Raw genomic sequence first — 26,969 nt, 5'->3', positions numbered from 1 at the left:
AATAGAGACCCGAATACTTGATCGCCCTAAGAAAACATGCGTCGTCCTGTTAAACAAAGCACTCAAAAATTTTCCGCTGACAGCCAGCGTCTGACCGCCTTGTCGCAAGCGCTGGAACAGGCCTCCAGTCGTATCGAGCAGCGTGGCTGGGAGCTACAACTGGATGCTCTCGCCACCAAGGTGCTGGGTGCCAAACAGCAGAACACGCTGGACGCAGCACTCGAACATTTATTCAATTCCGATATTCAAGCCTACGACGTGCTGGTGGAAGCAATTGAAAACGCCAGTGAATCCTGCATCATTGACGATCAGGGCATGCTCTGCAATGCACTGCTGATCGCCTTCCCGGTACTGGCATGGACGCGTTTTTCCATCGCCTCAGGCAACTTGCCTGCCGATGTACAAGCCAATCTGTTTGCCCAGTTGCATGGACACATCCTGGCAGCGGGCGCGCGTATTGCACTGTCCCCTACCCTGTATGCAATCGATCAGCTGCCTCGCGATCACGTTGAAGTTCATGCGCTGACACGCCGCATGGCACAGGCCGCGTTGACGGAAGGTTTGCCAAAGGCGGCCTCAAAACCCCTGCCAACAGCACCCTTCATGGCTGATACACGCTATTTGCTGGCTTGTGTGGTGGCGCCATGCGGCGCGCCCCTGCTGCGCTGGCAAGAGGCGGCCCCAGTCGACATTGCGGCCAGCAAGGCCGATGTCCTGACGCAATGGAGTCAACAAGCCGGACCTTCGCTTTCGCAGATACTCCCGGGCTGCAATCTGGAATTTCTGTTTCCGGCCGCCTATTTCAGCGCCTGCCGGGAAGCAGATAAAAAAATCCGCAAGGCATCCATTCATGCTGCTAATCACTATTTGATTCACAACCTGAACGTCGACTCCAAAGACTTGCACGCCAACATCGGTGGCTTCAGCGAAGATGGCCCGGAAGGTCGTGTTGATGAATACCGCATCGGCTTCAGCGTCGGCGGTGGAGACATCGTCTACGGCGTAGTTTGGCCACTGTACGGGCAGGAAGATGCCGAAGCAGAACCCTCGCCGATGACCCCCGGAGGGATGCCAACGGAACCGACGCCGCTGGAAGAAATTCTCGGCGCGCTACGTGAAAATGGCATCGTGCATGTCAGGCAACATGCGGGTTGTTTTGAGATGGAAGTGTGCGAAGACTGCGGCGCGCCTTTTTTCCCCGACGAGGAAGGGATTCTGGTTCACGCCGAAATGCCGGAAGACATGCCCGTAGTGCCGGGACATCTGCACTAGAAAAATACGGCTGGAAAGAAACACGGAGAGGCGGCAGGAGGGGCAATCGAAAGTCGAAGCGACTACCCCCGCTGCGCTACTGCTGCAAGCCCAAGCAAGCCGCAACGCCCTCCTCAAGCCATGTTTCGTGATGACATGCCGATGTGCGCAGCAAGCCTTCCCTCTGACACCCTTATTTGCGGCTGGAAACCAGCTTCAAAAATCGCGTTACCGTTTTTCCGATGAGATTCGGTGACTGCTTTTTATTTTCATACATCAGCGTATCGGCATGCTGCATCAGTTCAGCCAGAGTCGGATGCAACGTCGGCTGATACTGCACATACCCAACGCTGTAACGTAATTCGTAACCACGCTCGTTACTGCCGTTATAGCCTCGTACGGCTTGCTCCAGATGTTGCAGCGTCCGCGCGGCTTGCGCCGGTGAAGTATTGGTCAGCAGCACGGCAAATTCGTCGCCGCCCAGACGTCCGATCACATCCGATTTGCGCAGAGTCTCGGTCAATATCCGCGCAAAATTTTTCAACGCAAAATCACCTTCCGCATGGCCGAAGCGATCGTTAATGCACTTGAACATATCCAGATCGAAATACAGCATGGACACCGGCGTCTCCAGACGCGCGCACAAACTCAGCCCATGCGATCCCGCTGCCTCGAAGCCGCGCCGGTTGTACAGTTTGGTCAGTTCATCTATCGTCGCCAGCTCCATGGCGGCCAGTTCCTGATCGGCCATCTGCGCCAGATCCAGTAACAGTGCCAGATCAGCGGCATCAAATGAACGCGGCTGTTGATCGATCAGGCAAAGCGTGCCCAATTTTTCGCCATTGCCAATGCTGATCGGGCAGCCGGCATAAAACCGGATATTGGGGCTGCCCGTTACCAGCGGACTGTCATTGAAACGCGCATCCAGTACCGTATCCGGAACGATCAGAATATCGTCACTGGCATGCGGAGTGAGTCCGTTGACATGCGGCGTCTTGGTGATGGCATTTCTGGCGTCCACCATGCTGACGAACGCAATCGGCACATTGAATAAACGCCGAGCCAGGCGAGAGAGCCGGTCGAAACGCATTTCTGCGTTGACGTTGAAAAACCCGAAGGCATGCAGGGTATTGGCAGGGAATGAATCAAATAAGGGAAGATTTGTTGTTGTCATCACTTGCCCACGAGGTTGACCGGTGTGCCATGTTGCACGCTATGTCTTTGGTATCGACCGTGCCGCGGTTTTCTGTAGGCCAAACAAGAAAATTACTCGCATTCATCGCTTAAAAATTTAACGTAAAAAAAAGGCGCTGCCAGCAAAGCTGACAACACCCATTTTTTATTACATCGCCAGACAAGATCGCTATCGGATCCTGGCGTTGCACCGCTTACTGCATTGACCTGCATTGAGCCATATTAAGCCGCCAGTTTTTCCAGCAGACCCATGTCGGCGCTGGACATCAGTTTGTCGATATCCACCAGAATCAGCATGCGTTCGTCCAGAGTGCCGAGACCGATCAGATAGTCGGAATCGAAAGTCGTACCCATTTCAGGTGCTGGCTTGACTTGCTCGGCATCGAGCGTGATCACATCCGATACGCTGTCGACAACCATGCCAACCACGCGACCAAAAATGTTCAGGATGATAACGACCGTAAACTGATCGTATGTCGGCTCGCCCAGTTTGAATTTAATCCGCATATCCACGATGGGGACGATGATCCCTCGCAGGTTCACGACCCCTTTGATAAATTCAGGGGAATTTGCGATACGCGTAACGGCTTCGTAGCCACGGATTTCCTGAACCTTCAGGATATCGATGCCGTACTCTTCCTTACCCAAAGTGAAGGCAAGAAATTCATTGCCTGTGTTGTCGGTTTTTTCACCGAAGCTCGATGCACTTTTGATAGCGTTATCTGACATGATAGGAACCTTCTTTTTTAATAATCACGAATAAACAGCCTCAGGGCTTAACTGCCGGCTGGAGCGCAAAAGCGCAGCAACATCGATAATCAAGGCAACTCCACCGTCACCAAGAATAGTAGCACCAGAAATTCCGGCAACCTTACGATAATTTGACTCGAGGTTCTTCACCACGACTTGCTGCTGGCCAACCAGATCGTCCACGAACAATGCGGCCTTCTTTCCTGCAGACTCCAAGATGACAACTAAACCTTGTGCGGGGTCAGTATACGTCGGGACAATACCAAAAAGTTGATATAGCGGTATCAAAGGCAGATATTCTCCACGCACTTTGATCACCGTACCCTGCCCGCTTATTTCTTTGATATCGTCTTTGGCCGGTTGCAATGATTCGATCACGTATCCCAGCGGCAAAATATAGACTTCCTCGCCAATGCGAATTGACATACCGTCCAGAATAGCCAGCGTCAGAGGCAGGGAAATAGAAATCGTCGTGCCCAATCCCTTGGCGGAGGTGATTCCAACCGTACCCCCCATTGCGGTAATGTTGCGTTTAACCACATCCATGCCGACACCCCGACCAGAGACATCGGTGACGATCTCCGCAGTCGAAAAGCCCGGCTCGAAAATTAATTGCCAGACGTCATTATCAGTAAGCGAATCACTTACCGGCATCCCTTGCTGCCGGGCTTTGGCGAGAATGCGCTCGCGGCTCAAACCACCGCCATCGTCGATCACCTCAATGAGAATATTGCCGCCGTGATGTTCGGCAGACAACGTAAGACGACCTGTATCGCCCTTGCCCGCACTCAAACGGACGTCCGGCATTTCTATACCGTGATCAACACTATTACGCACCAGATGCGTCAGCGGATCAACGATACGCTCAATCAAGCCCTTATCCAGTTCGGTACCGGCACCACGCGTCAGAAATTCCACCCGTTTGCCCAGCTTAGTCGCCAGATCACGCACCATGCGCGGAAAACGTGAGAACACATAATCCATCGGCATCATGCGGATAGACATTACGGCTTCCTGCAAGTCGCGCGTGTTACGGGTCAGCTGGTTGACACTGTTAAGCAAGCGTTCATGCACCATGGGATCGAGCGAATCGGTGCGCTGCTCGATCATGGCTTGCGTAATTACCAGCTCACCAACCAGGTTAATCAGCTGATCGACCTTTTCAATACCGACCCGTATCGACGAGGATTCATGCGCAACTGCTTTCTCATCACGCTTGGAGACATGCTTTTTTTCACCGGCGTCTTCGACAACCTCTGCCGTCAGTGCCTCAGCTGCGCTGTCCACAGGTCTGACGATTTCCTCTGGACTTGCAGAGGGCTCATCGGTAAAAAATCCATACCCGCGTTCTTCGTCGCTCAAATTTTGAGGCACAAAAGGCGCGAAGAAACCAAATCCGCGCTCTTCCTCGGTGGCATTGATCGGCGAAAAAGGAGCAATAAATCCATAACCCTGCTTCTCTTCTTGCGTCTGCGCGACAAACGTAATTTTCAGGTCGTCCGCGTTCACGATGAAGGAACATAAAGCGATGATGTCATCCCGGCTCGCGCTGGTATTGAGCAAGAATGCACAACCCTCGTGATCCAGCGCCAGCTTTTCTACCGCCCCTAACAAACCGAGTTCCTGGGTCAATGCTTCGGTATCACGATCCGTGATTGCCGGTAATTCGATGCGGTAACGCAGCACCTCTTCTGGCTGTGCGGGTGCCGGTGCAACTACCGCGACCGGTACTGGGACAGCAGCGCCGCCTTGTGACAATTTTTTGAGTAAGGCTGTCAGCCCTGTAACGGAATTCAAGTCAACGGCAGAGCCATAACGATGACCATCCACCATCGCCTTGAGCATGTCCTTGGCTGCCAGAAACGCATCGACGTGCTGCGACGTCAAGGCCATTTCGCCTTTGCGCAAGCCGTCCAGAAGGGATTCCAATACGTGGGTCACTTCGGCGAGGTCGTTCATGCCGAAAGTCGATGCGCCACCCTTGATCGAATGGGCCGCACGGAAAATTGCGTTGAGATCTTCGGGATCGGGATCCGCGATATTGATTCCCAACAATAGCTTTTCCATTTCCGCGAGACCTTCGTCGGTCTCCTCGAAAAACACTTGAAAAAACTGGCTCATATCAATGGTCATGATAAAGCTCCACCGCGGCTGTTTTGCTCATATTTTGCTATCGCTGGTTTTTCATCACGGCGTCATGGCCGTTCAAAGTACCGCTAAACACCGAGTTCGTTGTTCGCGCCGTTTTTATCGTTATGTCAGCATTTGCAAAAGTTGTCCGGGCTGCGACTAACCGATGACTTTTTTGACGACTTCGGTCAATCGCTGCGGATCGAAAGGTTTGACCAGCCAACCGTTCGCACCCGCTGCTTTACCTTTGGCTTTCATTTCCTCACTGAACTCTGTCGTGAGCATCAGGATGGGTATTTTTTGATAGCTCGTCAGGGCGCGCAAAGAACGAATAAATGTCAGACCATCCATGCGCGGCATGTTTTGATCGGTCAGCACCAAATCAAAAGTTTGAGCCTTCGCTTTTTCCAGACCATCCTGTCCATCAACTGCTTCGACGACCTGATAACCGGCAGCCTTCAGACTGAACACCACCATCTGACGCAATGAACCAGAATCATCCACTGCAAGTATCGTTTTTGCCATCTTAATTCCCCGTTCTCAATTGCTTATTCTTACATTCAGGCATTATGCCGCATTCACAGCACAAAACCGTCATGGATACATAAATTCACGCGTTTTCTCGAAGCGTTTTCGCTCGTAGCCGCAACTACATATCTAAAACAAATCTATGTCGCCACTTTGCATGTGTTTTTGACGAACTGTTTTCCATAAACCGTTTTCAAGTGCTATCAATTGTTCTTCCATCGTCAGATTGGTTGCCCTCAAAAGATCCACCACGGCCTCGGTTTCTTCATTCTCTGCGGAAAATTCAAAGCTGCTGGTTTCAAGCACACCGAGCACATTGCGCAAACCAATCACCCGCTTGAGAATGCGCTCGATCAACTGACTAGTCATATCCTGAAACTGAAGACAGGTAACGACTGAGTTAACTTGCGTATCGATATCGTTACCCATCTCCTTGAGACGATCCTTGAGTTGAGGAACGGCCAATTGCCGGGGATCGAGCAGCAGTTCCATCGTGTCTTGTTGATTGCGCACGGATTGATGCAGCAAGATGAAACTGGCACCCAACTTATCGATCGCTTCCGACAGCAGAATATTGGTCTGCAATAAGTCGGTTTCGACTTCCGTCAGCTGCCTGCTGCCGCCTCCGGCGACGTCAAACAGCATTCGTTTGATCTCATGCAGCATTTTTGTATTGGTCATTTGATATTTTCCTTTCTGCGCAACAGAGAGGTCAGTGAATTTTTGTTATTTGCCGGCCGGTATCGCCAAGCCTTCCTTTACGTCCGCATCAGTGGATACCTCCAACGCGCCGCTGTCTTTTTCAATTGCTTCTTCAGTTTCTTTATTCATGACGATAATGCTGATTCGGCGATTAATTGGATTGAAAGGATCTTCCTTGTCCAGCAAAACTGCGGAGGATAAACCAACCACCCTCAGCAACTTCGACTCGTCCATGCCGCCGGCAATCAGTTCGCGACGCGAGGCGTTAGCGCGATCGGCCGACAACTCCCAGTTGCTATATCTTTTTTCGCCGGTCGCGTAAGGAGTCGCATCCGTATGTCCTGACAAGCTGATTTTATTCGGCACGTCATTCAGTACCTTGCCAATTTCACGCAGAATGTCCCTGGTGTAAGGCTGCAAATCTGCTTTCGCCAAGGCAAACATCGGACGATTTTTTTCATCGACAATCTGTATCCGCAGCCCCTCGGTTGTGATGTCGAGCAAGAGCTGTTTCTTGAACTGACTCAGGCTCGGACTGGCCTCGATTGCTTCTTCAATGCGCTTCTTCAATTCTTTGAGCTTTTCCATTTCAATGCGCTGCGCCTCCTGCTTGGCCGCGCGTTGAGTGGTCTTCTTGCTAGGGGTGTCGTTTTGACCTCGTCGCAGCTGGCCATCTTGCCGCGTCAAATCCTTACCCCCGCCCGGCAAGATACTCGACGCATCGCCGCTACCAGAACCGCCTGCCATAGCCACCTTTAATGGCGTCTTGAAAAATTCAGCAATACCGTTCAAATCGCCTTTGGCAGTCGAACCCAACAGCCACATCAGCAGAAAAAACGCCATCATCGCCGTCACAAAATCGGCGTAGGCAATCTTCCATGCGCCGCCATGATGGCCGCCACCGCCTTTTTTGATGCGTTTGACGATAATGGGGCGTAGCCCTTCATCGGCCATGCGAACTCCTGTTGCGGTTAATGGTTAATGGTTAAGATTGCAGGGACAGTCTTCCAGCTACTGCCTTATGGAACCGCGGATAAAGGGGAGTGAGTCACCCGAAATCGAGGGTAAGGAACGCCGCTGTACTTGAGTGCGGTGAACGTCGCCGTCCTGAAATTGCACTGCGCAGCAGCTTCATCAGCGGCTCCCTTACTTGTTTTTGGAGTTTTTAACGTGCGATTCCAGTTCCAGAAACGTCGGACGATCGGTGGAGAATAAAACCTTGCGTCCAAACTCAATCGATAGCGCCGGCGCGTAGCCGTTCAGACTGGCGAGTAAGGCTACTTTGACGCATTGAAATACTTTGGTGGATTCGTGCAGCTTCTGCTCCAGCAATCCCGAAAGAGGACCAACAAAACCGTAGGCTAGCAAAATACCCAGGAAGGTACCCACCAGCGCATGCGCGATCAGCATGCCCAGCTCGGACGGTGGAATACCCACCGACTCCATCGTATGCACCACCCCCATCACCGCCGCCACGATACCGAAAGCCGGCAAACCATCGCCCAGTTTGGCGATGCAATGCGCAGGAACTTCGCCTTCATGATGATGGGTTTCAATTTCGTTATCCATCAGGTTTTCGATTTGAAACGCATCCATATTTCCCGATACCATCAGGCGCAAGTAATCGGTCAGGAATTCAATCAGATGATGATCGGCGATGACATTGCTGTATTTGCTGAAGATGGCGCTGGCGTGAGGGTCTTCGATATCGCTTTCGATCGACATCAAGCCTTCCTTGCGCGCCTTGGTCAATATCTCAAACAACATCGACATCAATTCCATGTACAAGGCTTTGTTATAACGAGAGCCTTTGAAAATACCCGGCAATGCCTTGATCGTCGCCTTGATTGCCGTGGTGGTATTGCCCACCATGAAAGCGCCGGCACCGGCACCGCCGATCATCAGCAATTCAAGCGGCTGAAACAGTGCGCCGAGATGCCCGCCGCCCATGGCAAACCCGCCAAAAACGGAGAAACAAACAATTACATATCCAATGATGACAAACAAATCGCACTCCCCTGCGCTGAGACATTCAATGATTTTTTTATCGCATACAGCTTATAACCGATAACGCTCTTCCGTTGGCGCAACTAATCCAAAATTTCACAGAAACAATGCCGCATTTATCGATTACGTCAAAAACGCACGAAACTTGATAGCTTGATGAAAATGTAACACAGCTCTTTGCGCTTACATATGCCAACCGTACAAAATCGGCGACCCTGGTCGAGGCTGAATCACAAAATCGGGAGGCACCTCCGGTATCAGGAATTCATAACTGAGCAAGATGCTACCGGTTACCATTTCCCGGGATGCCTTGTCCCACAATTGCACCATCGCTGCCGGTGACAGATACGCGAAAATGACGTCGTACCCGGCGAAATCCAGGGCATGGTAATTACCAAGTACAAAACTACTCGCGCTACCGGTGAAAAATGCACGCAGACGGCTGATCAACCAAGGCAGCGGGGCAATTTCTATACCGACAAAATGACTGTCGGGGCGGACTCGCGCCAGATTCAATACCAAGCCTCCCAAACCGCTGCCTATGTCGATAAAACGCAAGGGTCGTCCAGATGGCAGCACACTCGCGACGGCAGCCCATGTCGACGGACGCGAAGGGTAAAAAGGAACCTGACTGCGGAACGTGCTCCAGAACAGGAGCAGGAGAAAAATGAATCCCACAAAGAAGAATAGTGGCGGTAATTGCCATGCATTCACGAGCGCGGCAGCACCAGGAAAGATCAACAGGATGCCCCACCACCACATGGCCATTCCACGCGCCCGGGCAATGATCGCGGCAACCAATCCCTGTAGCAAAACATTGAGCCAGCGAGGAAAAACTATTCCGGCATAATTTTCCAACGCAAAATCAGACAGACTGATAAGCGCCACGGCCAAAAGGGAAATGAACAATGCCTGTATCGCTGGCGCATGCAAGAAAGACCGGCGGAGCGATTCCGAAGGGGCGAGAGCCTTACTCACGCAACGAGGCAGTAATCAGAGGAGTATTTCAATAGCGACTGCTTCGATGGCAAGATCTTTAGCCTTCTTGGTTTTGCCGGCACGCGAAGGCATGTGGCACAAACCGCACAGATAGCCATGATGCAAGTCCAGCCTATGCACCACGAAATGGCCGCCGCATTTGCTGCAGGGAGCCGTGCTCAGCATTTTGCTTTCAAAGAAACGCACCAGAGTCCAGGCGCGCGTGAGCGACAACACAGCTTGTTCCGCACTATTGATATGGCCGACTTGCTCAAGATAGAGCTGATAGGCTTTCATGATCGCCCCGACGCCAGTCACGCTGGCGTGATCGACCAGATACTTATGGATATTGATGAAGAGCGACGAATGGATATTCGGCTGCCAGGTGATGAACCAGTCGGTAGAAAACGGCAGCATCCCCTTGGGTGGCGAGATGCCTTTCAGTTCCTTGTACAGCTTCAGCAGACGTTCACGCGATAGCGAGGTTTCTGACTCCAGCAATTGCAGCCGCGCACCAAGCCTGATCAGTTCAATGGCTAACTGAATGTCCTGTGCTTCCGTGATTACGCTTTTCTTCGCCATAGATCACCTTTGATGACTGATTGCAAACCGTTGATGTGATGCCGCTGCGAGAGGATCTCCCTCGTATTAACCAGTAGGGAAATTATTGAATTTCCTCTATCGGTTGGCCTGCCATCAAAATCGCCGCATGCGACTGGGCGAGATTTTTATCTTTGTTGTAATTGGTCAACATCCCCAATATCGCCACATCGTCGAAGCGAAAGCGGGTCAGCATCATATTGGTATCGGCCAGACGGAGGATTTGGGCGTTGCTCAGACCGATCAGGAGTTCGGCGATTTCACCGCTGATACCGAGGCGGAAAATGGCAGTTGCCTTGTCGGAACGGACCATTTGCTGTGCCAGCATCAGATAGCTCAGATTAGCGTCGCGAATCTCGCCCATCATATCGTTTGTGTCCATGTCCATCCCTCTCCAGAAAACCGGTTACGGTTTATTGCCATTGGTGGATTCTGAAGGGCTTACGGAAGACGGCAAATAAGTCTTTTTCGGTATTTTTCAACGACAAACGCCTACAGCGAATGTAGGCGTTTGTCTTACAAATTAGTATTCGTCAGATTCAGCGCAGTAGGACTATATCGATGAGGGGCTTGGAGACGGCATCTTCGCAAGAAGGTGTTGCGAGAAGATGATACAAAATGTGTTTTTTAGACAATCAAATTGATTGCTGAAAAAATGCTTTTTGTTGATTTTTTGTCACAAAATCAGTCATCTTGCTGCGATGTCAAAAGAATGCAGTGGATTTCGCTAACAATACGGCTGCGTCCTGACATGCTCATATCATCTCAAATCCAGCGCAAAACAAAGCGTCGAACAGAGCTTACATTCTTAAAAATGCCTGCTCCATATCGGCAATCAAATCCTCAACGGCTTCCAGTCCGACATTCATCCGAACCAATTGACCTTGATGCGCCCAGTTTTTACGCATCGTATGCACCCGATAAGGCACGCACAGGCTGGCAGCACCGCCCCAGCTAAAGCCGATTTTGAACAACTGCAAGCTTTCGACGAAGCGATCGGTCTGCTCTTCCGTATAGCGCGGGTCGAAAACGACGGAAAACAAGCCAGCGGCACCCGTAAAGTCGCGCTTCCAGTTTTCATGGCCGGGGCAATCGGCAAAGGCCGGGTGCAGCACAGTGGCAATTTCGGTACGCGTCTGTAGCCAGGCAGCCAGCTTTCTGGCGGCGCTATCGTGGGCGTCGAAACGCAGCTTCATGCTCGGCAAGCTGCGCAGTATCAGGTACACGTCATCCATCCCCACACCCAGCCCCAGCAGCATATGGGCGCGCTCAATTTTTTGATGCAGTTCCGGATCGCAGGTGATCGCAGCGCCCATCAGCACGTCAGACCCGCCCGACTGATATTTGGTCAGCGCCTGCATCGTGATATCGATCCCATGCGCAAACGGCTTGAACGCCAGCCCGGCAGACCAGGTATTGTCCAGCGCAACCGGAACGCCACGTTCATGCGCCGCGCGGCAAATGGCGGGAATATCCGGCACTTCCATCGTGACCGAACCGGGTGCCTCGGTCCAGATCAGCCGGGTATTGGGAAGGATGAGATCGGCAATTCCCGCGCCGATCAGAGGATCGTAGGTCCGCACCGTGATGCCGAAATCGCGCCGCAGCCAATGACCCAGTTCGCCACTTGGGCCATAGGCATTTTCCGGTATCAGGAGATCGTCACCGCTTTTGAGCAAAGCAAAATTGACCATCGCAATCGCCGCCAGACCGCTCGGGGCCAGACGGCAATACTTGCCGCCTTCGATTTCGGCCAGCCGACCCTCTAGCGCGAAGGACGTTGGCGTGCCGTGGAGTCCGTAGGTATAGGAATTTTTTTCCTGCCAGTTTCGGGCGCGCATGGACGCCAGATCCTTGAACAGAATAGTGGAAGCGTGATGGATAGGGACGGACAAAGCCTCAAAACCGGCAGGTGCCTCATAGTCGCTGTGAATCATGGTGGTTTGCAAAGCGGGCTTGTTCACTGATGACCTCGTTTCAATCGATGATGACCGGCGTACCGCACTGATAACGGACGCCGGTGGGAATTCCCTCCCTATCGCCGGGTTCAATCTGACCGCTTACGCTGGCAAACTGTCTGGAGCCACTGCTACAGCCGCTGCTACAACCACTGTGAGCGTTTATTGTCCCGGCGTGTATTTACGTCGTATCCCCGGCAAAGGTAGCGAAGAAGCTGGACGGCGCTCTTCGGCCGTCAGCACAAACGGCTTACTGACATCGCCATCGTCGGAAGTCCAGGTGCCGCTCAGAGTCGTCCCGGTCAACTTGCCTTGCCACTGACCGGATACATCGCGACCGTTGGCCGATTCTTCCATGACCAGATCGTCTTGCTCGAACTCGCCGGCGAGAAGGATTTGTTTTGGCTGTCCGAGGAAAAAGTAGGTCCCTTCGACACTTTCTTTTTCATCAGTCTTTGGGTGCAAATACACTTGTATGGAAGCGTCGCCAAGCAAGCCGTTCAATACCACTGGCCGCGACAGCAAAGTGCCGAGTGCCGAGCTTGCGGCAGGGACTACGACAGTCGCAACAGGTGGATTGGACGCTGAGGCCGCCAACGGGCCGGCCGACCCGGTCGTCATATCAGCAGCGATCGCTACGCCCGATACTGCGGCAGACACCAACAAAACAAGGCTTACCGACAAAGCACGCATGATCAGGCCGCAGCCCACAGGTCATGCGCGTCAGCGGCAGTGACGGTGACGTCGACAAAGCTGCCGACAGTCAGTTTTTTATGCGGTTCAAACGGAGGCTTGACGTAGACAACGCCATCGATTTCAGGCGCATCGGCACTGGACCGACCGATGCCGCCGGTGCGATCAACTTCGTCAATCAGCACCCGGATCGTGGTGCCGATCTTGGCCTGCAAGCGCTTCTTAGAAATTTCTTCTTGCAGCAGCATGACGCGGCCGCGCCGCTCTTCACGCACTTCTTCGGGGACCGGATTGGCCAGCTCGTTCGCCGTTGCGCCTTCGACTGCCGAATAGGCAAAGCAGCCCAGGCGGTCGATTTGCGCTTCCTTCAGGAAGTCCAGCAGATATTCGAATTCCTGTTCCGTCTCGCCCGGAAAACCGGCGATGAAGGTGGAGCGTATCGTCAGGTCAGGGCAAAGTGCGCGCCAGGCCTGGATGCGCTCGATATTTTTTTCACCGCTGGCGGGACGCTTCATCCGCTTGAGCACGTCGGGATGCGCGTGCTGTAGCGGCACATCGAGATAAGGCAATACATGGCCGCCATTCATCAATGGAATGATGTGATCGACGTGCGGGTAAGGATAGACATAATGCAGACGCACCCAGGCACCGTATTGCTGCGCCAGTTCACCGAGCGCGGTCACCAGTTGCGTCATGTGGGTTTTGACCGGCTTACCATTCCAGAATCCCATGCGGAAGCGCATGTCAACGCCGTAAGCGCTGGTATCTTGCGAAATCACCAGCAATTCCTTGACCCCGGCTTTAAACAGATTTTCCGCTTCCAGCATGATGTCGGCCACTTGCCTCGACACCAGATCGCCGCGCATCGATGGAATGATGCAGAAACTGCAGCGATGATTGCATCCTTCGGATATTTTCAGATAGGCGTAATGCTTGGGTGTCAGCTTGACGCCTTGCGCCGGCAGCAGATCGAAAAACGGAGCATGCGGCTTGGGCAGGTGAATATGCACCGCCTGCATCACTTCGGTCAGCGCGTGCGGGCCGGTTACGGCCAGTACCTTGGGATGGATTTTCTGGATCAGATCGTCGCCATCGGTGTCTTTTTTTGCCCCGAGACAGCCGGTCACGATGACCTTGCCGTTTTCGCTAAGTGCTTCGCCAATGGCGTCCAGCGATTCCTGCACCGCTGCATCGATAAAACCGCAGGTATTGACGATGACCAGATCCGCTCCCTCATAAGAGGCGGCAGTATCGTAACCTTCCGCGCGCAGCTGCGTCAGGATTTGTTCAGAATCCACCAGCGCTTTGGGGCAGCCGAGGGACACGAAACCTATCTTGGGTGCGGTGAGTGGCGGGGATGAGGGAGAAAGCGGGGGAGCTATGGACATGAGGGACTTGTGACTAAAACGAATCCTCTATTGTACCTCTAGCGGACCGAAGCCTGATTTGACCGCCGCAGATAGGGTCAAGATGGCATCATTGATGCAGATGCGGCGGTGCAAGCTTGCAACAGGTGTGCGCCAATAACTTACTTGTTTGGCGGCTCAGTCGGGACAAAAGCATAATTGCCGAACATGTTTTTGGTCTGGCTTTGCATTTGTTCCTGCATCTGGATGAACAGGCTCTTGCTCTGTTCGATGTAGTTGCTCATCATTCCCTGCATCATCGGCCCCTGGACGTTCATGAACTGAGTCCACATTTCAGGACTGAAGGGCTTGCCGTCACTCAGACCTTTGGAATTTCCCGTCAGCTTGTTTTGAATATCAATGAAAGCCTGGATATTTTCTTCCAGATACGAGCCCATCATGCCCTGCATGGCGTGGCCGTAATATCGAATAATTTGCGTCAGGGCTGCGCTGGAAAACATCGGCATGCCGTGCGACTCTTCTTCCAGAATAATCTGCAACAGGATGCTGCGTGTCAGGTCGTCGCTGGTTTTTGCGTCCACTACGGTAAACACATCGTCCTCCAGCACCAGCTGTTTGACATCGGACAAGGTGATGTAAGAACTGGTTTGCGTATCGTACAAGCGGCGATTGGGATACTTCTTGATCAGGCGCTCAGTGCTTTTCTTTGCTTTACTCATTACTCATTCCCACCTTCTGTTCGGTGCCGCAATACCTCGGTAATCCTGGTTTAGTAACGGTGTAACCAACACAACACCCGCTACGCTTTATCACTCAATCTGTTCATTGTACGTGCAAGGCAGAAATACGAATGTACACCCGCCTTGCATCAACGAACTTAACCCATGTGCAAGCCGCCATTCAGGGAGAAGTCCGAGCCGGTAGCATAGCCACCTTCGTCGGAGGCAATCCAGGCTACGATAGAGGCAATTTCTTCCGGTTCAGCCAGGCGCTTGAGCGGAATACCAGAGATGATTTTTTCCAGTACTTCCGGACGAATCGCCCGCACCATCTCGGTTCCGACATAACCCGGCGATACGGTATTGACCGTCACACCTTTGGTCGCCACTTCTTGCGCCAGCGCCATCGTAAACCCGTGAATGCCGGCCTTGGCGGTGGAATAATTGGTCTGCCCGAACTGGCCTTTCTGACCGTTGACCGACGAGATATTGATGATCCGCCCCCAACCGCGTTCAGCCATTCCCTCGATGACTTGCTTCGTCACATTGAACAGAGAATTGAGGTTGGTATCGATCACCGAATCCCAGTCGGTTTTGGTCATCTTGCGAAACTGAACGTCGCGCGTAATGCCGGCATTGTTGACCAGAATATCAACCGGGCCGATTTCAGCGATCACCTTTTCAAACGCCGCCTTGGTCGATTCCCAATCAGCAACATTGCCTTCCGACGCATGGATATCAAAACCCTGTGCGCGCATGTCGGTCAGCCATTTTGCCTTGCGCGAAGAATTCGGACCGCATCCCGCCACTACCGTATAGCCGTCCTTGCACAGACGGGTACAAATCGGGGTGCCGATGCCACCCATGCCACCGGTCACGTATGCGATGCGTTTTGTCATTTTTTGTCCCCTTTATGATTAGTCATCGCTATTCTTAGCTGCTCACTACTGCGTCCCAACTTTACAACACTCCCAAGGGTGGTGTCCACCAACGGACCTCCACCCGATACCCCATCAGACCGCTCTTACCTTAACGTAGCGACCTGGCGCAGATTCAATCGCCGGATAAGCGGCAGCGCCCGGCTTGCGCGGCGCAGCGACCATTTTCCCGGCATGACCGGATAGAAATTCAGACCATGCGCCCCACCAGCTTCCCGGATGTTCTTCAGCACCGGCCAGCCAGCTTTCCGCATCCGCAGCAGGAGCCTCATTGATCCAGTAACAACGCTTGTTTTTCGGTGGGGGATTAATCACGCCGGCGATATGACCGGAAGCGCCCAACACGAAACGGTTTTTCTTTGGCTTGCCCGGGTTAAGCAGCGACGTCGATGCGTATGCCGATTTCCAGGGAACAATGTGATCCTCGCGCGAGGCATAAATAAAACAGGGCGCATCGATTTTTCGCAAATCGATAGACTCTCCGGTCATCGTCAGGCGATTCGGTGTTTTGAGGGCGTTTTCCAGATACATCTGCCGCAGGTAATAGCAAAACATCGGGCCGGGCAAATTGGTACTGTCGGCATTCCAGTAGAGCAAATCAAAGGGGGTCGGGGCCTCGCCTTTGAGGTAATTCGACTCAACGTAATTCCACAGCAAATCGTTAGGACGAAGACTGGAAAAAGCGCTGGAAAAATCTCCGCCCGCCATCAGTCCGCCCTGCCCTATTTTTTGTTCGCGCATCGCCAGTTGCATTTCGTCGATATAGACGTCGATCGCGCCGACATCTGAAAAATCGAGGAAGGCCGTCAGTAGCGTCAGACTCGCCAGCGGCTTTTCACCTCGGGCGTAAAGCGCCGCCAGCGCACAAGACAAAATGGTTCCGCCGACACAAAATCCCAACGCGTTGATCTGCGCTTGTCCGCTGATGTTTTGCACAACGTGAATTGCCTCGATGGCGGCCTTGCTGATGTAGTCATCCCAGGTCGCTTGTTCCAGCGAGGCATCGGCATTGCGCCACGAAACGAGGAACACGGTATGCCCCTGCTCTACCGCGTAACGAACGAGCGAATTTTGCGGCTGCAAATCGAGAATATAAAATTTGTTGATGCACGGTGGAACGATCAGCAGCGGCTTCTGATGCACGGTTTTCGTCAGCGGCGCGTATTGAATTAACTGGAACAGCGGATTTTCAAACACCACCGCGCCGGCTGTCGTCGCGACATTTTTGCCGATCTCGAATGCGGTTTCATCGGTCAGGGAAATATGGCCTTTACCCATATCGGCAATCATTTGCGTGATGCCTTGCGTCAGACTTTCGCCTTGCGTATCGATGATTTTTTGCTGTGCGTCCGGGTTAGTCGCCAGAAAATTGGCCGGCGATAAGGCATCGACCATTTGCTGTACTGCGAAGCGAATGCGCTGCTTCACTTTCGGCTGCGCCTGTACCGTCTCGGCCATCGCATTTAAAAAGTGAGCGTTTAACTGATAGCTGGCCGCCTGAAAAGCGAAGTAGGCGCTGGAGTGCCAGGCAGGAGCCGAGAAGCGTTTGTCGGTCAGCGCCGGTTCGCGCGCGGCGGCCATATCGCTGCAAAGGGCAGAATACTGCTCAATATATTCTTGCTGCAATTTGAGCGTTTGCGCTTGGTCGAGGCTGATGTCGAAGGATTTCAGCGTTTCTTCTAAGTCTGGGACAACGGGCGCAATGCCAGACGGCATGGCGACCGGCAGGTTCCATTTTTGTGGATCCGCATACTGCGACAGCCATGCGGCTAAATAATCGGGCTTATCCATGCTCATGGGAGTTTTCGCGTATGGTTGCGGTTTTTATCGTTTGTCTTTAATTTGACTTCAGAGAAGGATTGGAATTTTATGTATATCGTTGCCATCGGTTGGATGTACGTGGTGTTCATGATGGCGATCACCGAGCAATCCGCTACCGCGGGCGTGATGACTTTTCTCTTGTACGGTGTTTTCCCTCTCTCTGTAGTTTTATACCTGATGGGAACACCGCAGCGCAAGCGGAATCGTCAAAAGCAAGAGAAATTGAAAGCGATGCAATCCGCCGCTGAAAAAGAGGACGAATCGGCAAGTTGACGCATGCGTTGATGCGCTACTTGATCCAGATTAAGGTGGCCATGCGGCCTGTATCGCGATCGCGACGATAGGAATAAAACCGCTGCGCATCACTGACTGTGCATAGGTCGCCACCAAAAATGGCACGCACGCCGGCCCCTGTCAGCACGCGTCGGGCCAGCGCATAGATGTCCGCCATGTATTTACCCGGTCTGTTTTCAAGAGGCTGAAAGGCGGCTCCATGCAGCGGATTGCGCTCCATAAAAATCTGCCTTACCTCCATACCCACCTCAAAACATTGCGGCCCGATCGCAGGCCCCAACCATGCACTAATCTCCTGGGCTCCGGCGCGACGCATGGCCGCCAGCGTACTTTCCAGCACGCCATCGGCCAGACCACGCCAGCCAGCATGTGCGGCCGCCACCACTTCGCCGCCCGCGTCACAAAATAGTACCGGGAGGCAATCTGCAGTCAGAATGGAACAAATGCTGCCGGACCGGGTTGCCAGACAGGCATCGGCGGCCGGAACAACAGCAGGATCAGCACCGGTCACATCCAGCACGCGAATCCCGTGTACTTGCGACAGCCAGACCGGCGCGGTCGGCAGGATGCGGCCTAGCAAGGCACGGTTTTGTTGTACATGCAGGGCATCGTCTTTAACATGCGACCCCAGATTCAGCCCTCCGCGGCCATCGCTGCCGGCATACACACCCTGGCTATAGCCGCCGCTGCGCAGCGTCGTCAGCGCACCGATGTGCGGTGGTAAAGAGGGCCAGTCAGGGATCAGCAACTCCATGCGTGTCCGATGCTCAGATACTCAAATATGCGAAGCGAGCGCTTCGTCGATATCAATACCGGCGCGTTCCAGCAACTCAAGGAAATCGTCTGCCAGCGGCACGGTCCATTCGCATTGCTCGCCGGTAGTGGGATGAATCAACCCCAAGCGCCAGGCCTGCAAGGCCTGACGATCGAACGCCGACGTCAAATGTGTTTTGCCGTAAAGCGCATCACCGACCAGTGCGAAACCCAGCGATTGCATGTGCACCCGAATCTGGTGCGTGCGTCCGGTTTCGAGCTTGCAGTGCATCAGACTGACCGAGCGCCGGTCCAGCAAACCGCCGGCCAGTCGTTCGTAATGCGTGATGGCCGGTTTGGCCGACAAACTTTCCGATACGCCCATCTTGATGCGATCACGCGGATGCCGCGCTATCGACGCATCGATGGTGCCCGACAATTGCGGCGTGCCCCATACCAGCGACAGATACTGACGCTTGACCGTACGCGCCTGCAACTGGCGCACCAGATCGGTTTGCGACACCAGTGTTTTACCGACGACCATCAAGCCGCTGGTATCTTTATCCAGACGATGCACGATACCGGCGCGCGGCACCCCCACCAGAGACGGACAATAGTGCAGCAGACCATTGAGCAGCGTACCGCTCCAGTTGCCTGCACCAGGATGCACTACCAGACCGGCAGGTTTATTAACCACCAGGATCGCCGCATCTTCATAGACGATATCGAGCGGAATATCTTCCGGCGTGAATGCCTGCTCGTCAGGCGCGGGTTGCGGAAGAATCTGTACTTTTTCATCGCCCAGCACAATCATCCTGATTTTGGCAGTGGCACCGTCAACGGTCACTTGCCCTTCTTCTATCCATTGCTGAATGCGGCCGCGTGAATACTGCGGCAACAATGCAGACAAGGCCTTGTCCAGCCGGGTCCCGCAGTCGTCGTCGGTGAATTGCACGTGAATTGGTTCGATATCGAATTCGGGTTCGGGATGGGCGTCAGGGGTCTGCTCCATCTCGATCACTTCCGGGCTGGTTTTCTTTTTAGCCAGGGAAGGCTTGCTTAATGATGCCATCAGCTATAATCGTCTTAGAAATCGTTTGATTGAAAATCGGTCAGGTGAATATTTCTTTTACCCGTATATTTTTAGAACGTCATGCAAAAAATCTTATTGAAATGCATCGCCACCGCCATCGCCTTATCCTTCGCACTGTCTGCCTGCGGCTTAATTCCCGAGCAGAAGGATGAAACAGTCGGTTGGTCTGCCGGCAAATTATACGCGGAAGCCAAGGACGAACTCGATCAGGGTGGTTATGAGAAGTCCATCAAGTACTTCGAAAAACTCGAATCCCGCTTTCCGTTCGGCACTTTTGCGCAACAAGCGCAAATGGATATCGCCTATGCCCACTACCGCCTGAAAGAACAGCCGGAAGCATTGGCAGCGGCAGACCGGTTCATCAAACTGCACCCGAATCATCCGAACGTCGATTACATGTACTACTTGCGCGGGCTGGTCAATTTCAATGAGCACTCGAGCATCTTCGACATTTTCTCCCATCAGGACGATACCGAACGCGATCCGAAAGCCATGCGGGACGCCTTTGACTCCTTCAAAATGTTGGCGACGAAATTCCCCAACAGTCCATACACGCCGGACGCCATCGCCCGCATGAAGTACCTGATTAACGCGATGGTGCAGCATGAGGTCCACGTCGCCGAGTACTACTACCGGCGCGGCGCTTATATCTCGGCAGTCAACCGCGCCCAGGCGGCGGTGAGCGATTACCCGAATTCTGAAGCGACGACCAAAGCGCTGTATATCATGCGTGACTCCTACAACGCCTTAGGCCAAAACCAGTTGCGCGATGACACCGACCGCATCATCAAAAACAGCGAGTTGGGCATTGATCCAAGGAATGCCCCGAAAGACGAGAAATCACCATGGTGGAAAATCTGGTAACAGAATAAAAAAAGAAGCCTGCAAACGGCTTCTTTCCGAAAACTGATCCAGCTTCGTCCCAAAGCCCGCATTTCGATGCGGGCTTTTTTATTGTTACTCCGCTATCCGACGCCGGAAAACCCACGTCGTCGCCGTCGATGCCTGGGCCTCATACGCGTAAGACTCGCTATCAAATGCCAGCAAATCTTCCGGCCGTTTCACTGCATGGACTGCCGCGTAGCGCGCCATCAGCCCGCGTGCGCGTTTGGCGTAGAAGGAAATGATTTTATATTTGCCATTTTTCCAATCCTCAAATACCGGTGTAATCACCTGCGCCTCCAGCACTTTGGGGCGCACTGCCTTGAAGTACTCTTCCGACGCCAGATTGAGCAGCACCTTATTTTTACCGCCCTGCGCCGACAATTCAGCATTCAGGGCCTGTGTAACGCGGTCGCCCCAGAATGCGTATAAGTCCTTGCCACCGGCATTCGGCAACTTCGTTCCCATTTCCAGCCGATAAGGCTGCATCAGGTCCAGCGGCCGCAATACCCCGTACAAGCCCGACAAAATACGCAGATGCGACTGCACATAGCCCAGTTGCTTTGCCGTGAGCGAAGCCGCGCCCAGTCCCTCGTAGACATCGCCATTGAACGCCAGCACCGCCTGTTTAGCGTTAGCCGTGGTGAACTTGCGCGACCAGCTGGCGTAGCGTTCCACATTCAATGCCGCAAGCGGATCAGAAATATGCATCAGACTGGCGATCTGCGCGGGCGACTGCTGTTTCAGCAACGCAATCAGCTCCGCTGAATGATCGATAAAATCAGGCTGCGTGTGCAGCTCAGTGTTAGCCGGAGTGTCGTAATCCAAGGATTTCGCCGGAGATAAAACCATGAGCATATGCGCCCTCGTCCAATAAGAATTTACAATGCCGCCATGATACAGAAACCCGACATCGTCGTACTCGACACCAACGTCTGCCTCGACCTCTTCGTTTTTTACGATCCGCGCTGGGCGGCGCTGCTGGCAGCCTTGCGCAATGGCACGCTGCAAGCCATCACACGCGAGGATTGCCGCCGCGAGTGGCAGCTGGTACTGAACTACAAGCATCTCCCGCCCAGCGCCCTGCTGCCCGCTACGCAAACCGACTTCGACGCTTTAATCCCCTGCCTGCCGATGCCCGTATCAGAATGCGACATCCGCCTGCCGGTATGCAGCGACCCCGACGACCAGAAATTTCTGGAACTGGCCTACCAATCGGGGGCGCAGTATCTGATCACCAAAGACAAAGCTCTGCTCAAATGCGCCGGCAAAGCAAGACGTAGCGGCCTGTTTGCGATCATTCCCCCGCAAGCCTGGGCTCTCGCGGACGAAAACAAGGCCGGCACAACAACGCAAGCCGGGTTTTGTCCGCTGCTCTAAAATGACCGCCTTGATGAACATTCCTCACTCCACCACTGCCATGACTAATTCCACACCTGATCGCTTGCCCGTCACCCCCGCTCTGGAAACCAAACTGCCGCGCGTCGGCACGACTATTTTCACCGTCATGTCGGCGCTCGCCAGCGAACATGGCGCGGTCAATCTGGGTCAGGGGTTTCCCGATTTCGATTGCGACCCCGCGCTGATCGATGCCGTCACCGACGCCATGAAACAAGGCTTAAATCAATATCCGCCCATGACCGGCGTGCCGGTATTGCGCACTGCCATCGCCGACAAAATCGAAGCGCTGTACGGCCATCGCTACGATGCAGCAAGCGAAATCACCGTCACCGCTGGCGCGACGCAAGGCATTCTCACCACGCTCCTGTGCTGCGTGCGCACAGGCGATGAAGTGATCGTCATTGAACCCGCCTACGACAGTTATGTCCCCGCGATCGAACTGGCCGGTGGCACACCCGTATTCGTGCAAATGCAACTGGGCGAAACCGGCTATACCGTGCCATGGGATAAAGTCGCTGCGGCGGTCAGCCCTCGTACCCGCATGATCATGGTCAATACGCCGCACAATCCAACCGGTTCGGTACTCGATACCAGCGACCTGGAAAAACTGGCCGATATCGTCCGCGGCACCGACATCCTGATCCTGTCCGATGAGGTCTATGAACACATGGTGTTCGACGGTCGGGAGCATGCCTCGCTTTGCCGGCATCCCGAACTGGCCGCGCGCAGCTTCGTCAACTCCAGTTTCGGCAAGACCTATCATGTGACCGGCTGGAAAGTCGGCTACGTCGCCGCACCGGCAGCGCTCAGCGCCGAATTCCGCAAGGTGCATCAGTTCAATGTGTTTACGGTCAACACCCCGGTGCAGTACGCACTGGCCGCTTACATGAAAAATCCTGCACCCTATCTGGAACTGCCCGCGTTTTATCAACGCAAGCGCGACCTGTTTCTCGACGGTTTGAAAAACACCCGTTTCAAACTGGTACCTTCCGGCGGCACCTATTTCCAATGCGTCGACTACCGCGCCATTTCCGATAAATCGGAAGCTGATTTCTCAAAATGGCTCACCACCGAACTGGGTGTGGCGGCGATTCCGGTATCGGCGTTTTACGCCCAGCCGAAAGAATCCGGCATCGTGCGTTTCTGCTTTGCCAAAAAGGATGAAACGCTTCAACTCGCGCTAAAACGGCTCGCGGCGATTTGATGTATTGAAATCCCGCATTGAAATTCCGCAGTGAAATCCCGCAATGAAACTTCGTAATGAAATAAACGATTTATCTCGCTGTCTTTCCATCATGCTCGGCAGCGAAAAGGCACTGCCGGATATGCGCTGACCGCACCTGCTTATCTTTTACAGTGAATCACTCTTTACATTTTTCAATGCTCAAGGCGAAAAAGATGTAAATTGGTGCAAAATTTTGTAAAGACAAATAATGTGCGAAGAATTACAACTCGAAATTATCCGCGATATCGATCGCTTGATTTCGTTGTCGCACGAATGGGATGCACTGGACGCAATTCATTCTTTTCGCATCCCATTTACCTCTGCATGCTGGAATATTCTTTGGTGGCAGCATCTGCGCTCCACCTCGCTACTAAGACGCAATGAGCTGCATACCTTCGCCCTTCGCAATACGTCGGGCGAATTAGTCGCCATTGCCCCCATGAGCATCAGCATCCTGCCAGGTATGGGCATGTTCGATATCCGAATACTGCAATTCCTGGGCGCAGACCCCAACCTCACCGAGGTTCGTGGATTGCTTTGCCGTCCCGAATACGCTGACCAGGCAATGGCGGCGATACAAATTTATCTCGCACAACACAAGCAACAATGGGACTGGGTGGAATGGCCCAACCTGACGCAATCCCAGGCCGATCAGCACGCGTCCTTCGATACCCTTGCCTGCAGCCCACGTCCAATGTATTACCTGCCACTGCCTGCGACATGGGACACATTGAAAGCCGGCTTATCACGCAACATGAAAGAAGCACTCCGCAAATGCACCAATAGCCTCAAACGCGCCAATATCACGCATGACTTCCGCATTATCAGCAGCGCTGAAGAGACCCCCTTCGCACTACAAACATTCTTCCGATTGCATGCACTGCGATCAAAAATCAACAACACCGTGCCACATGCAAATGCTTTTTCGGAAGATAAGAGCCAGCAATTTTTATCCGCTTACGCACAAGCAATGGCCGCAAAAAATTGCCTGCGTATTTTCCAAATAGTTATTAATGATGAAGTCGTTGCCACGCGCATCGGCTTGATTTGCGGACGCCACCTTTATCTCTATTATTCCGGCTACGACATTGCCTGGGGCCGCTACAGCATCATGACCAAACTGGTTGTCCGCACCATCCAATGGGCCATTGCGCAGTCCTTTGAATGTGTCAACCTCTCCACCGGCAATGACTATTCAAAGTTGCGCTGGCAACCGCAAGTTTTATGGACCTACAGCGCAGTTCAACTCTCCCCACGTCTGCGTGCAGCACCGCTCTTCAGAATCTACAAGCAGCTGCGCGGCTATAAGATTGCACACCGCCTGTCGCACTCCACCTGATTCATTCCACCTGATTCACTGCGCCTGCCTCATTCCGCCTGACTCCCGAAACCGCGACCCGACAGCGCGTTTCAACGCATTCAGCTACACTGAATTATCTGCTGGGCAAGCATCAAAGTAGGTCTTGCACACACCCGCGACACACCCGCGCGCCACAAAAAAATCTTCGTTATCCACACAAGGAGCAATGCCATGATCGACGTCTATAGCTGGCCTACGCCAAACGGCCACAAAGTGCACATCATGCTGGAAGAATGCGGCCTTCCCTACCGCGTCCACAGCATTGATATTGGTGCAGGCGAGCAGTTCTCCCCGGATTTCTTAAGCATTTCTCCGAACAATAAAATTCCCGCCATCGTCGATGCCGACGGCCCTGACGGTAAACCTATTTCGCTTTTTGAATCGGGAGCGATTCTGGTGTATCTGGCAGGCAAAGCCGGAAAATTTTTGGGCGACAGCGACCGCGAAAAATTTATGGTGCTGGAATGGCTGATGTTCCAGATGGGTGGTCTGGGACCAATGCTCGGACAGGCGCACCACTTCCGCTTGTACGCCCCGGAAAAAATCGAATACGCCGTCAACCGCTATACCAATGAAGCCAAGCGCTTGTATGGCGTGCTGGACAAGCGTTTGTCGCAGTCCCTCTACCTTGCCGGCCACCAGTACACGATTGCTGACATAGCCTCGTTCCCGTGGATACGCTCATGGGCCAACCAAGGGGTAGAGCTGGCAGATTTTCCTCACGTCAAACGCTGGTTCGATGAGATCGCTGCGCGTCCGGCGGTACAAAAAGGCGTCACTGTATTGGCCGACCAGCGCAAACCGCTGACCGACGACAAAGCCAAGGACATTCTGTTCGGTGCCAGCCAGTTCAAAAAACGATAGGCAGGCGCTGACTGAAGTACGGCGGCCGCAGCAAACTTGAAGCAAGCCACACCGCCGTACTTGAGCACGATGTAGTTGAGCACGATGTAGTTAAGCACGATGTACTTGAGTACGATGCACTTTGCCGCTGAGTTTGCATCGTGCAGCAAGATCATCAGCAAGTCCGTAAAATTTTCCGCCATCACCCGGACTGATCTTCAAACTACGCGTCAGGGATAAGCCCGCATCAAGAACTGCGCTACACACACCGGTTTCTCGCCCCCTTCACGTTCGACTGTAATTTCCCAGGTCAACTGCACACCGCCGGCAATGTCTTGCATTGCCAGCAGTACGATGCGCGCCCGCACCTTGTCGCCCACCGGTAGTGGCGCAGGAAAACGCACGCGATCCAATCCGTAATTCAACGCCATCTCCACTGCCGACATGCTGATGGCCTGCTCCAGCCACATAGGAATCAGCGCCAGCGTCAGAAAACCATGCGCAATCGTGCCGCCGGAGGGCAACTCACGCCGGCTTCTTTCCACATCGACATGAATCCACTGCCGGTCGCCCGTTGCTTCCGCAAACAGGTTGACACGCTGCTGGTCGATCACCATCCACTCCGTCAGAGCAATCTCCTGCCCGACCAACTCTTTTAATTCCGCCAGCGTGGAAATTTCGCGCATATACCGCCTCTCGAATAATAAAAACGGCGCCCTGACAAACATGCCAGGGCGCCGCAGAATTTTTAACAGGCCGATAAGGAATCAGCCGAACCGCTTAGACCGCGCTGACGTCGAGCGGTGCGCCGGTTTTCTCAATCACTTCTTCTTTAGTCACATCGGTCGCCAGCTCAATAAGCTTCAGGCCCGACGGTGTCACTTCGATCACACCGAGATCGGTAATGATGAGATTGACCACGCCCACACCGGTCAGCGGCAAATTGCATTCCGGCAAAAGTTTTTGCGAAATGCTGCCGTCCTTGTTCTTGGCGACATGCTCCATCAGCACCACAACGCGCTTGACGCCAGCCACCAGATCCATCGCGCCACCCATGCCCTTGACCATCTTGCCGGGAATCATCCAGTTGGCCAGATCGCCCTTGCTCGACACTTGCATCGCACCCAGAATCGCCAGATTGATTTTGCCGCCGCGAATCATGCCAAAGGAATCGGCAGAACTGAAAAATGAAGAACCGGGCAAAGTCGTCACCGTTTGTTTTCCGGCGTTAATCAGATCGGCGTCGATCTTGTCTTCGGTAGGAAACGGGCCTATGCCCAGCAAACCGTTTTCCGATTGCAGCCATACTTCGATGTTCGACGGCACATGATTGGCCACCAGCGTCGGCAATCCTATGCCCAGGTTGACGTAAAAACCATCCTTCAATTCCAGCGCCGCGCGCGCCGCCATTTGATCGCGAGTCCAAGCCATGTGTATTCTCCGTATTGTTTGCGCTCAGGCATCGCTGATGCCTGGGCTCTG

The 26,969-nt window shown here is 53.4% G+C and carries 28 protein-coding genes; 7 read left to right on the top strand and 21 right to left on the bottom strand.

Annotated elements, in window-relative coordinates:
* The first annotated feature begins 36 nt into the window (after positions 1–36).
* The gene (locus RGU70_RS09620) at positions 37–1,272 is read left to right on the top strand and encodes a DUF2863 family protein (protein ID WP_322209176.1); all 1,236 of its coding nucleotides are present in this window, start codon (positions 37–39) and stop codon (positions 1,270–1,272) included.
* Between the two features lie 172 nt (positions 1,273–1,444).
* Here the strand turns inward: RGU70_RS09620 and RGU70_RS09615 are convergent, their stop codons facing one another.
* From RGU70_RS09615 to RGU70_RS09540, 16 genes are all read right to left on the bottom strand, one after another.
* Positions 1,445–2,425: a sensor domain-containing diguanylate cyclase gene (locus tag RGU70_RS09615; protein WP_322209174.1), complete on the bottom strand. Its 981-nt coding sequence runs from the start codon at positions 2,423–2,425 to the stop codon at positions 1,445–1,447.
* A 242-nt stretch (positions 2,426–2,667) separates the two neighbouring features.
* On the bottom strand, positions 2,668–3,174 hold the full coding sequence (locus RGU70_RS09610) for a chemotaxis protein CheW (protein WP_322209173.1): 507 nt from the start codon (positions 3,172–3,174) through the stop codon (positions 2,668–2,670).
* 24 nt (positions 3,175–3,198) lie between these two features.
* A complete protein-coding gene (gene cheA / locus RGU70_RS09605) occupies positions 3,199–5,328 on the bottom strand; it encodes a chemotaxis protein CheA (protein WP_322209172.1) in 2,130 nt (709 codons plus the stop codon).
* 156 nt (positions 5,329–5,484) lie between these two features.
* The gene (locus RGU70_RS09600; RefSeq protein ID WP_322209171.1) at positions 5,485–5,850 is read right to left on the bottom strand and encodes a response regulator; all 366 of its coding nucleotides are present in this window, start codon (positions 5,848–5,850) and stop codon (positions 5,485–5,487) included.
* Between the two features lie 132 nt (positions 5,851–5,982).
* Positions 5,983–6,534, bottom strand: coding sequence for a chemotaxis protein (locus RGU70_RS09595; protein ID WP_322209170.1), 552 nt, complete (start codon positions 6,532–6,534; stop codon positions 5,983–5,985).
* A 45-nt stretch (positions 6,535–6,579) separates the two neighbouring features.
* Positions 6,580–7,509, bottom strand: a complete 930-nt coding sequence (gene motB / locus RGU70_RS09590) for a flagellar motor protein MotB (RefSeq protein ID WP_322209169.1) — start codon at positions 7,507–7,509, stop codon at positions 6,580–6,582.
* Between the two features lie 192 nt (positions 7,510–7,701).
* Entirely contained in the window at positions 7,702–8,562 is an 861-nt protein-coding gene (motA, locus tag RGU70_RS09585; RefSeq protein ID WP_322209168.1) for a flagellar motor stator protein MotA, read from the bottom strand.
* A gap of 183 nt (positions 8,563–8,745) precedes the next feature.
* Complete coding sequence (locus tag RGU70_RS09580) at positions 8,746–9,471, bottom strand: class I SAM-dependent methyltransferase (RefSeq protein ID WP_322209167.1); 726 nt, start codon at positions 9,469–9,471, stop codon at positions 8,746–8,748.
* Positions 9,472–9,555: 84 nt separating this feature from the next.
* A complete protein-coding gene (gene flhC, locus RGU70_RS09575) occupies positions 9,556–10,122 on the bottom strand; it encodes a flagellar transcriptional regulator FlhC (RefSeq protein ID WP_322209166.1) in 567 nt (188 codons plus the stop codon).
* An 82-nt stretch (positions 10,123–10,204) separates the two neighbouring features.
* Positions 10,205–10,522 carry a flagellar transcriptional regulator FlhD gene (flhD, locus tag RGU70_RS09570; protein ID WP_322209165.1) on the bottom strand — a complete coding sequence of 106 codons (318 nt, stop codon included), beginning with the start codon at positions 10,520–10,522 and terminating at the stop codon, positions 10,205–10,207.
* Positions 10,523–10,940: 418 nt separating this feature from the next.
* Positions 10,941–12,104, bottom strand: a complete 1,164-nt coding sequence (locus RGU70_RS09565; protein ID WP_322209164.1) for a cystathionine beta-lyase — start codon at positions 12,102–12,104, stop codon at positions 10,941–10,943.
* 156 nt (positions 12,105–12,260) lie between these two features.
* A complete protein-coding gene (locus tag RGU70_RS09560; protein WP_322209163.1) occupies positions 12,261–12,791 on the bottom strand; it encodes a hypothetical protein in 531 nt (176 codons plus the stop codon).
* 2 nt (positions 12,792–12,793) lie between these two features.
* A complete protein-coding gene (gene rimO, locus RGU70_RS09555; protein WP_322209162.1) occupies positions 12,794–14,179 on the bottom strand; it encodes a 30S ribosomal protein S12 methylthiotransferase RimO in 1,386 nt (461 codons plus the stop codon).
* A 140-nt stretch (positions 14,180–14,319) separates the two neighbouring features.
* Positions 14,320–14,877, bottom strand: coding sequence for a polyhydroxyalkanoate synthesis repressor PhaR (gene phaR / locus RGU70_RS09550; RefSeq protein ID WP_322209161.1), 558 nt, complete (start codon positions 14,875–14,877; stop codon positions 14,320–14,322).
* Between the two features lie 158 nt (positions 14,878–15,035).
* Positions 15,036–15,776 carry a 3-ketoacyl-ACP reductase gene (locus tag RGU70_RS09545; protein ID WP_322209159.1) on the bottom strand — a complete coding sequence of 247 codons (741 nt, stop codon included), beginning with the start codon at positions 15,774–15,776 and terminating at the stop codon, positions 15,036–15,038.
* A 114-nt stretch (positions 15,777–15,890) separates the two neighbouring features.
* Positions 15,891–17,612 (bottom strand): class I poly(R)-hydroxyalkanoic acid synthase, encoded by a 1,722-nt coding sequence (locus RGU70_RS09540; protein ID WP_322209158.1) that lies wholly within the window; start codon positions 17,610–17,612, stop codon positions 15,891–15,893.
* A gap of 72 nt (positions 17,613–17,684) precedes the next feature.
* Here RGU70_RS09540 and RGU70_RS09535 point away from each other — a divergent pair, with 72 nt between their 5' ends.
* Positions 17,685–17,909, top strand: coding sequence for a hypothetical protein (locus tag RGU70_RS09535; protein ID WP_322209157.1), 225 nt, complete (start codon positions 17,685–17,687; stop codon positions 17,907–17,909).
* A 16-nt stretch (positions 17,910–17,925) separates the two neighbouring features.
* Here the strand turns inward: RGU70_RS09535 and pgeF are convergent, their stop codons facing one another.
* Complete coding sequence (pgeF, locus tag RGU70_RS09530) at positions 17,926–18,684, bottom strand: peptidoglycan editing factor PgeF (protein WP_322209156.1); 759 nt, start codon at positions 18,682–18,684, stop codon at positions 17,926–17,928.
* 21 nt (positions 18,685–18,705) lie between these two features.
* Entirely contained in the window at positions 18,706–19,695 is a 990-nt protein-coding gene (locus RGU70_RS09525) for an RluA family pseudouridine synthase (protein ID WP_322210754.1), read from the bottom strand.
* A gap of 141 nt (positions 19,696–19,836) precedes the next feature.
* Here RGU70_RS09525 and RGU70_RS09520 point away from each other — a divergent pair, with 141 nt between their 5' ends.
* Positions 19,837–20,640, top strand: a complete 804-nt coding sequence (locus tag RGU70_RS09520) for an outer membrane protein assembly factor BamD (protein WP_322209155.1) — start codon at positions 19,837–19,839, stop codon at positions 20,638–20,640.
* 93 nt (positions 20,641–20,733) lie between these two features.
* Here RGU70_RS09520 and yaaA read toward each other — a convergent pair whose 3' ends face one another.
* Positions 20,734–21,516 carry a peroxide stress protein YaaA gene (gene yaaA, locus RGU70_RS09515; protein ID WP_322209154.1) on the bottom strand — a complete coding sequence of 261 codons (783 nt, stop codon included), beginning with the start codon at positions 21,514–21,516 and terminating at the stop codon, positions 20,734–20,736.
* A 36-nt stretch (positions 21,517–21,552) separates the two neighbouring features.
* Here yaaA and RGU70_RS09510 point away from each other — a divergent pair, with 36 nt between their 5' ends.
* The 4 genes from RGU70_RS09510 to RGU70_RS09495 all read left to right on the top strand — a co-directional run bounded on the left by RGU70_RS09510 (position 21,553) and on the right by RGU70_RS09495 (position 25,508).
* Entirely contained in the window at positions 21,553–22,038 is a 486-nt protein-coding gene (locus tag RGU70_RS09510) for a putative toxin-antitoxin system toxin component, PIN family (protein WP_322209153.1), read from the top strand.
* Positions 22,039–22,051: 13 nt separating this feature from the next.
* Positions 22,052–23,263 (top strand): pyridoxal phosphate-dependent aminotransferase, encoded by a 1,212-nt coding sequence (locus RGU70_RS09505; protein WP_416186500.1) that lies wholly within the window; start codon positions 22,052–22,054, stop codon positions 23,261–23,263.
* Between the two features lie 229 nt (positions 23,264–23,492).
* A complete protein-coding gene (locus RGU70_RS09500; RefSeq protein WP_322209152.1) occupies positions 23,493–24,623 on the top strand; it encodes a GNAT family N-acetyltransferase in 1,131 nt (376 codons plus the stop codon).
* A gap of 192 nt (positions 24,624–24,815) precedes the next feature.
* Positions 24,816–25,508 (top strand): glutathione binding-like protein, encoded by a 693-nt coding sequence (locus RGU70_RS09495; protein WP_322209151.1) that lies wholly within the window; start codon positions 24,816–24,818, stop codon positions 25,506–25,508.
* 209 nt (positions 25,509–25,717) lie between these two features.
* On the opposite strand, the gene RGU70_RS09490 is transcribed toward RGU70_RS09495, so the two are convergent.
* Together RGU70_RS09490 and RGU70_RS09485 are read right to left on the bottom strand one after the other, a co-directional pair.
* Positions 25,718–26,173 carry a MaoC family dehydratase gene (locus tag RGU70_RS09490; protein ID WP_322209150.1) on the bottom strand — a complete coding sequence of 152 codons (456 nt, stop codon included), beginning with the start codon at positions 26,171–26,173 and terminating at the stop codon, positions 25,718–25,720.
* A 94-nt stretch (positions 26,174–26,267) separates the two neighbouring features.
* Positions 26,268–26,918 (bottom strand): 3-oxoacid CoA-transferase subunit B, encoded by a 651-nt coding sequence (locus tag RGU70_RS09485; RefSeq protein WP_322209149.1) that lies wholly within the window; start codon positions 26,916–26,918, stop codon positions 26,268–26,270.
* Positions 26,919–26,969: the final 51 nt, after the last annotated feature.

It is taken from the genome of Herbaspirillum sp. RTI4 (genome assembly GCF_034313965.1).
In the GTDB taxonomy this organism is placed as follows: Bacteria; Pseudomonadota; Gammaproteobacteria; order Burkholderiales; family Burkholderiaceae_D; genus Herbaspirillum.
This window is presented reverse-complemented; position numbering and strand designations above follow the sequence as displayed.

What these genes read in the sequence shown, in the direction of transcription:
- RGU70_RS09620 (WP_322209176.1), top strand. Translation starts at nt 37, where the DNA reads ATGCGTCGTCCTGTTAAACAAAGCACTCAAAAATTTTCCGCTGACAGC.
- RGU70_RS09615 (WP_322209174.1), bottom strand. Translation starts at nt 2,425, where the DNA reads ATGACAACAACAAATCTTCCCTTATTTGATTCATTCCCTGCCAATACC.
- RGU70_RS09610 (WP_322209173.1), bottom strand. Translation starts at nt 3,174, where the DNA reads ATGTCAGATAACGCTATCAAAAGTGCATCGAGCTTCGGTGAAAAAACC.
- cheA (WP_322209172.1), bottom strand. Translation starts at nt 5,328, where the DNA reads ATGACCATTGATATGAGCCAGTTTTTTCAAGTGTTTTTCGAGGAGACC.
- RGU70_RS09600 (WP_322209171.1), bottom strand. Translation starts at nt 5,850, where the DNA reads ATGGCAAAAACGATACTTGCAGTGGATGATTCTGGTTCATTGCGTCAG.
- RGU70_RS09595 (WP_322209170.1), bottom strand. Translation starts at nt 6,534, where the DNA reads ATGACCAATACAAAAATGCTGCATGAGATCAAACGAATGCTGTTTGAC.
- motB (WP_322209169.1), bottom strand. Translation starts at nt 7,509, where the DNA reads ATGGCCGATGAAGGGCTACGCCCCATTATCGTCAAACGCATCAAAAAA.
- flhC (WP_322209166.1), bottom strand. Translation starts at nt 10,122, where the DNA reads ATGGCGAAGAAAAGCGTAATCACGGAAGCACAGGACATTCAGTTAGCC.
- flhD (WP_322209165.1), bottom strand. Translation starts at nt 10,522, where the DNA reads ATGGACACAAACGATATGATGGGCGAGATTCGCGACGCTAATCTGAGC.
- RGU70_RS09560 (WP_322209163.1), bottom strand. Translation starts at nt 12,791, where the DNA reads ATGCGTGCTTTGTCGGTAAGCCTTGTTTTGTTGGTGTCTGCCGCAGTA.
- rimO (WP_322209162.1), bottom strand. Translation starts at nt 14,179, where the DNA reads ATGTCCATAGCTCCCCCGCTTTCTCCCTCATCCCCGCCACTCACCGCA.
- phaR (WP_322209161.1), bottom strand. Translation starts at nt 14,877, where the DNA reads ATGAGTAAAGCAAAGAAAAGCACTGAGCGCCTGATCAAGAAGTATCCC.
- RGU70_RS09545 (WP_322209159.1), bottom strand. Translation starts at nt 15,776, where the DNA reads ATGACAAAACGCATCGCATACGTGACCGGTGGCATGGGTGGCATCGGC.
- RGU70_RS09540 (WP_322209158.1), bottom strand. Translation starts at nt 17,612, where the DNA reads ATGAGCATGGATAAGCCCGATTATTTAGCCGCATGGCTGTCGCAGTAT.
- RGU70_RS09535 (WP_322209157.1), top strand. Translation starts at nt 17,685, where the DNA reads ATGTATATCGTTGCCATCGGTTGGATGTACGTGGTGTTCATGATGGCG.
- pgeF (WP_322209156.1), bottom strand. Translation starts at nt 18,684, where the DNA reads ATGGAGTTGCTGATCCCTGACTGGCCCTCTTTACCACCGCACATCGGT.
- RGU70_RS09525 (WP_322210754.1), bottom strand. Translation starts at nt 19,695, where the DNA reads ATGGAGCAGACCCCTGACGCCCATCCCGAACCCGAATTCGATATCGAA.
- RGU70_RS09520 (WP_322209155.1), top strand. Translation starts at nt 19,837, where the DNA reads ATGCAAAAAATCTTATTGAAATGCATCGCCACCGCCATCGCCTTATCC.
- yaaA (WP_322209154.1), bottom strand. Translation starts at nt 21,516, where the DNA reads ATGCTCATGGTTTTATCTCCGGCGAAATCCTTGGATTACGACACTCCG.
- RGU70_RS09510 (WP_322209153.1), top strand. Translation starts at nt 21,553, where the DNA reads ATGATACAGAAACCCGACATCGTCGTACTCGACACCAACGTCTGCCTC.
- RGU70_RS09505 (WP_416186500.1), top strand. Translation starts at nt 22,052, where the DNA reads ATGAACATTCCTCACTCCACCACTGCCATGACTAATTCCACACCTGAT.
- RGU70_RS09500 (WP_322209152.1), top strand. Translation starts at nt 23,493, where the DNA reads ATGTGCGAAGAATTACAACTCGAAATTATCCGCGATATCGATCGCTTG.
- RGU70_RS09495 (WP_322209151.1), top strand. Translation starts at nt 24,816, where the DNA reads ATGATCGACGTCTATAGCTGGCCTACGCCAAACGGCCACAAAGTGCAC.
- RGU70_RS09490 (WP_322209150.1), bottom strand. Translation starts at nt 26,173, where the DNA reads ATGCGCGAAATTTCCACGCTGGCGGAATTAAAAGAGTTGGTCGGGCAG.
- RGU70_RS09485 (WP_322209149.1), bottom strand. Translation starts at nt 26,918, where the DNA reads ATGGCTTGGACTCGCGATCAAATGGCGGCGCGCGCGGCGCTGGAATTG.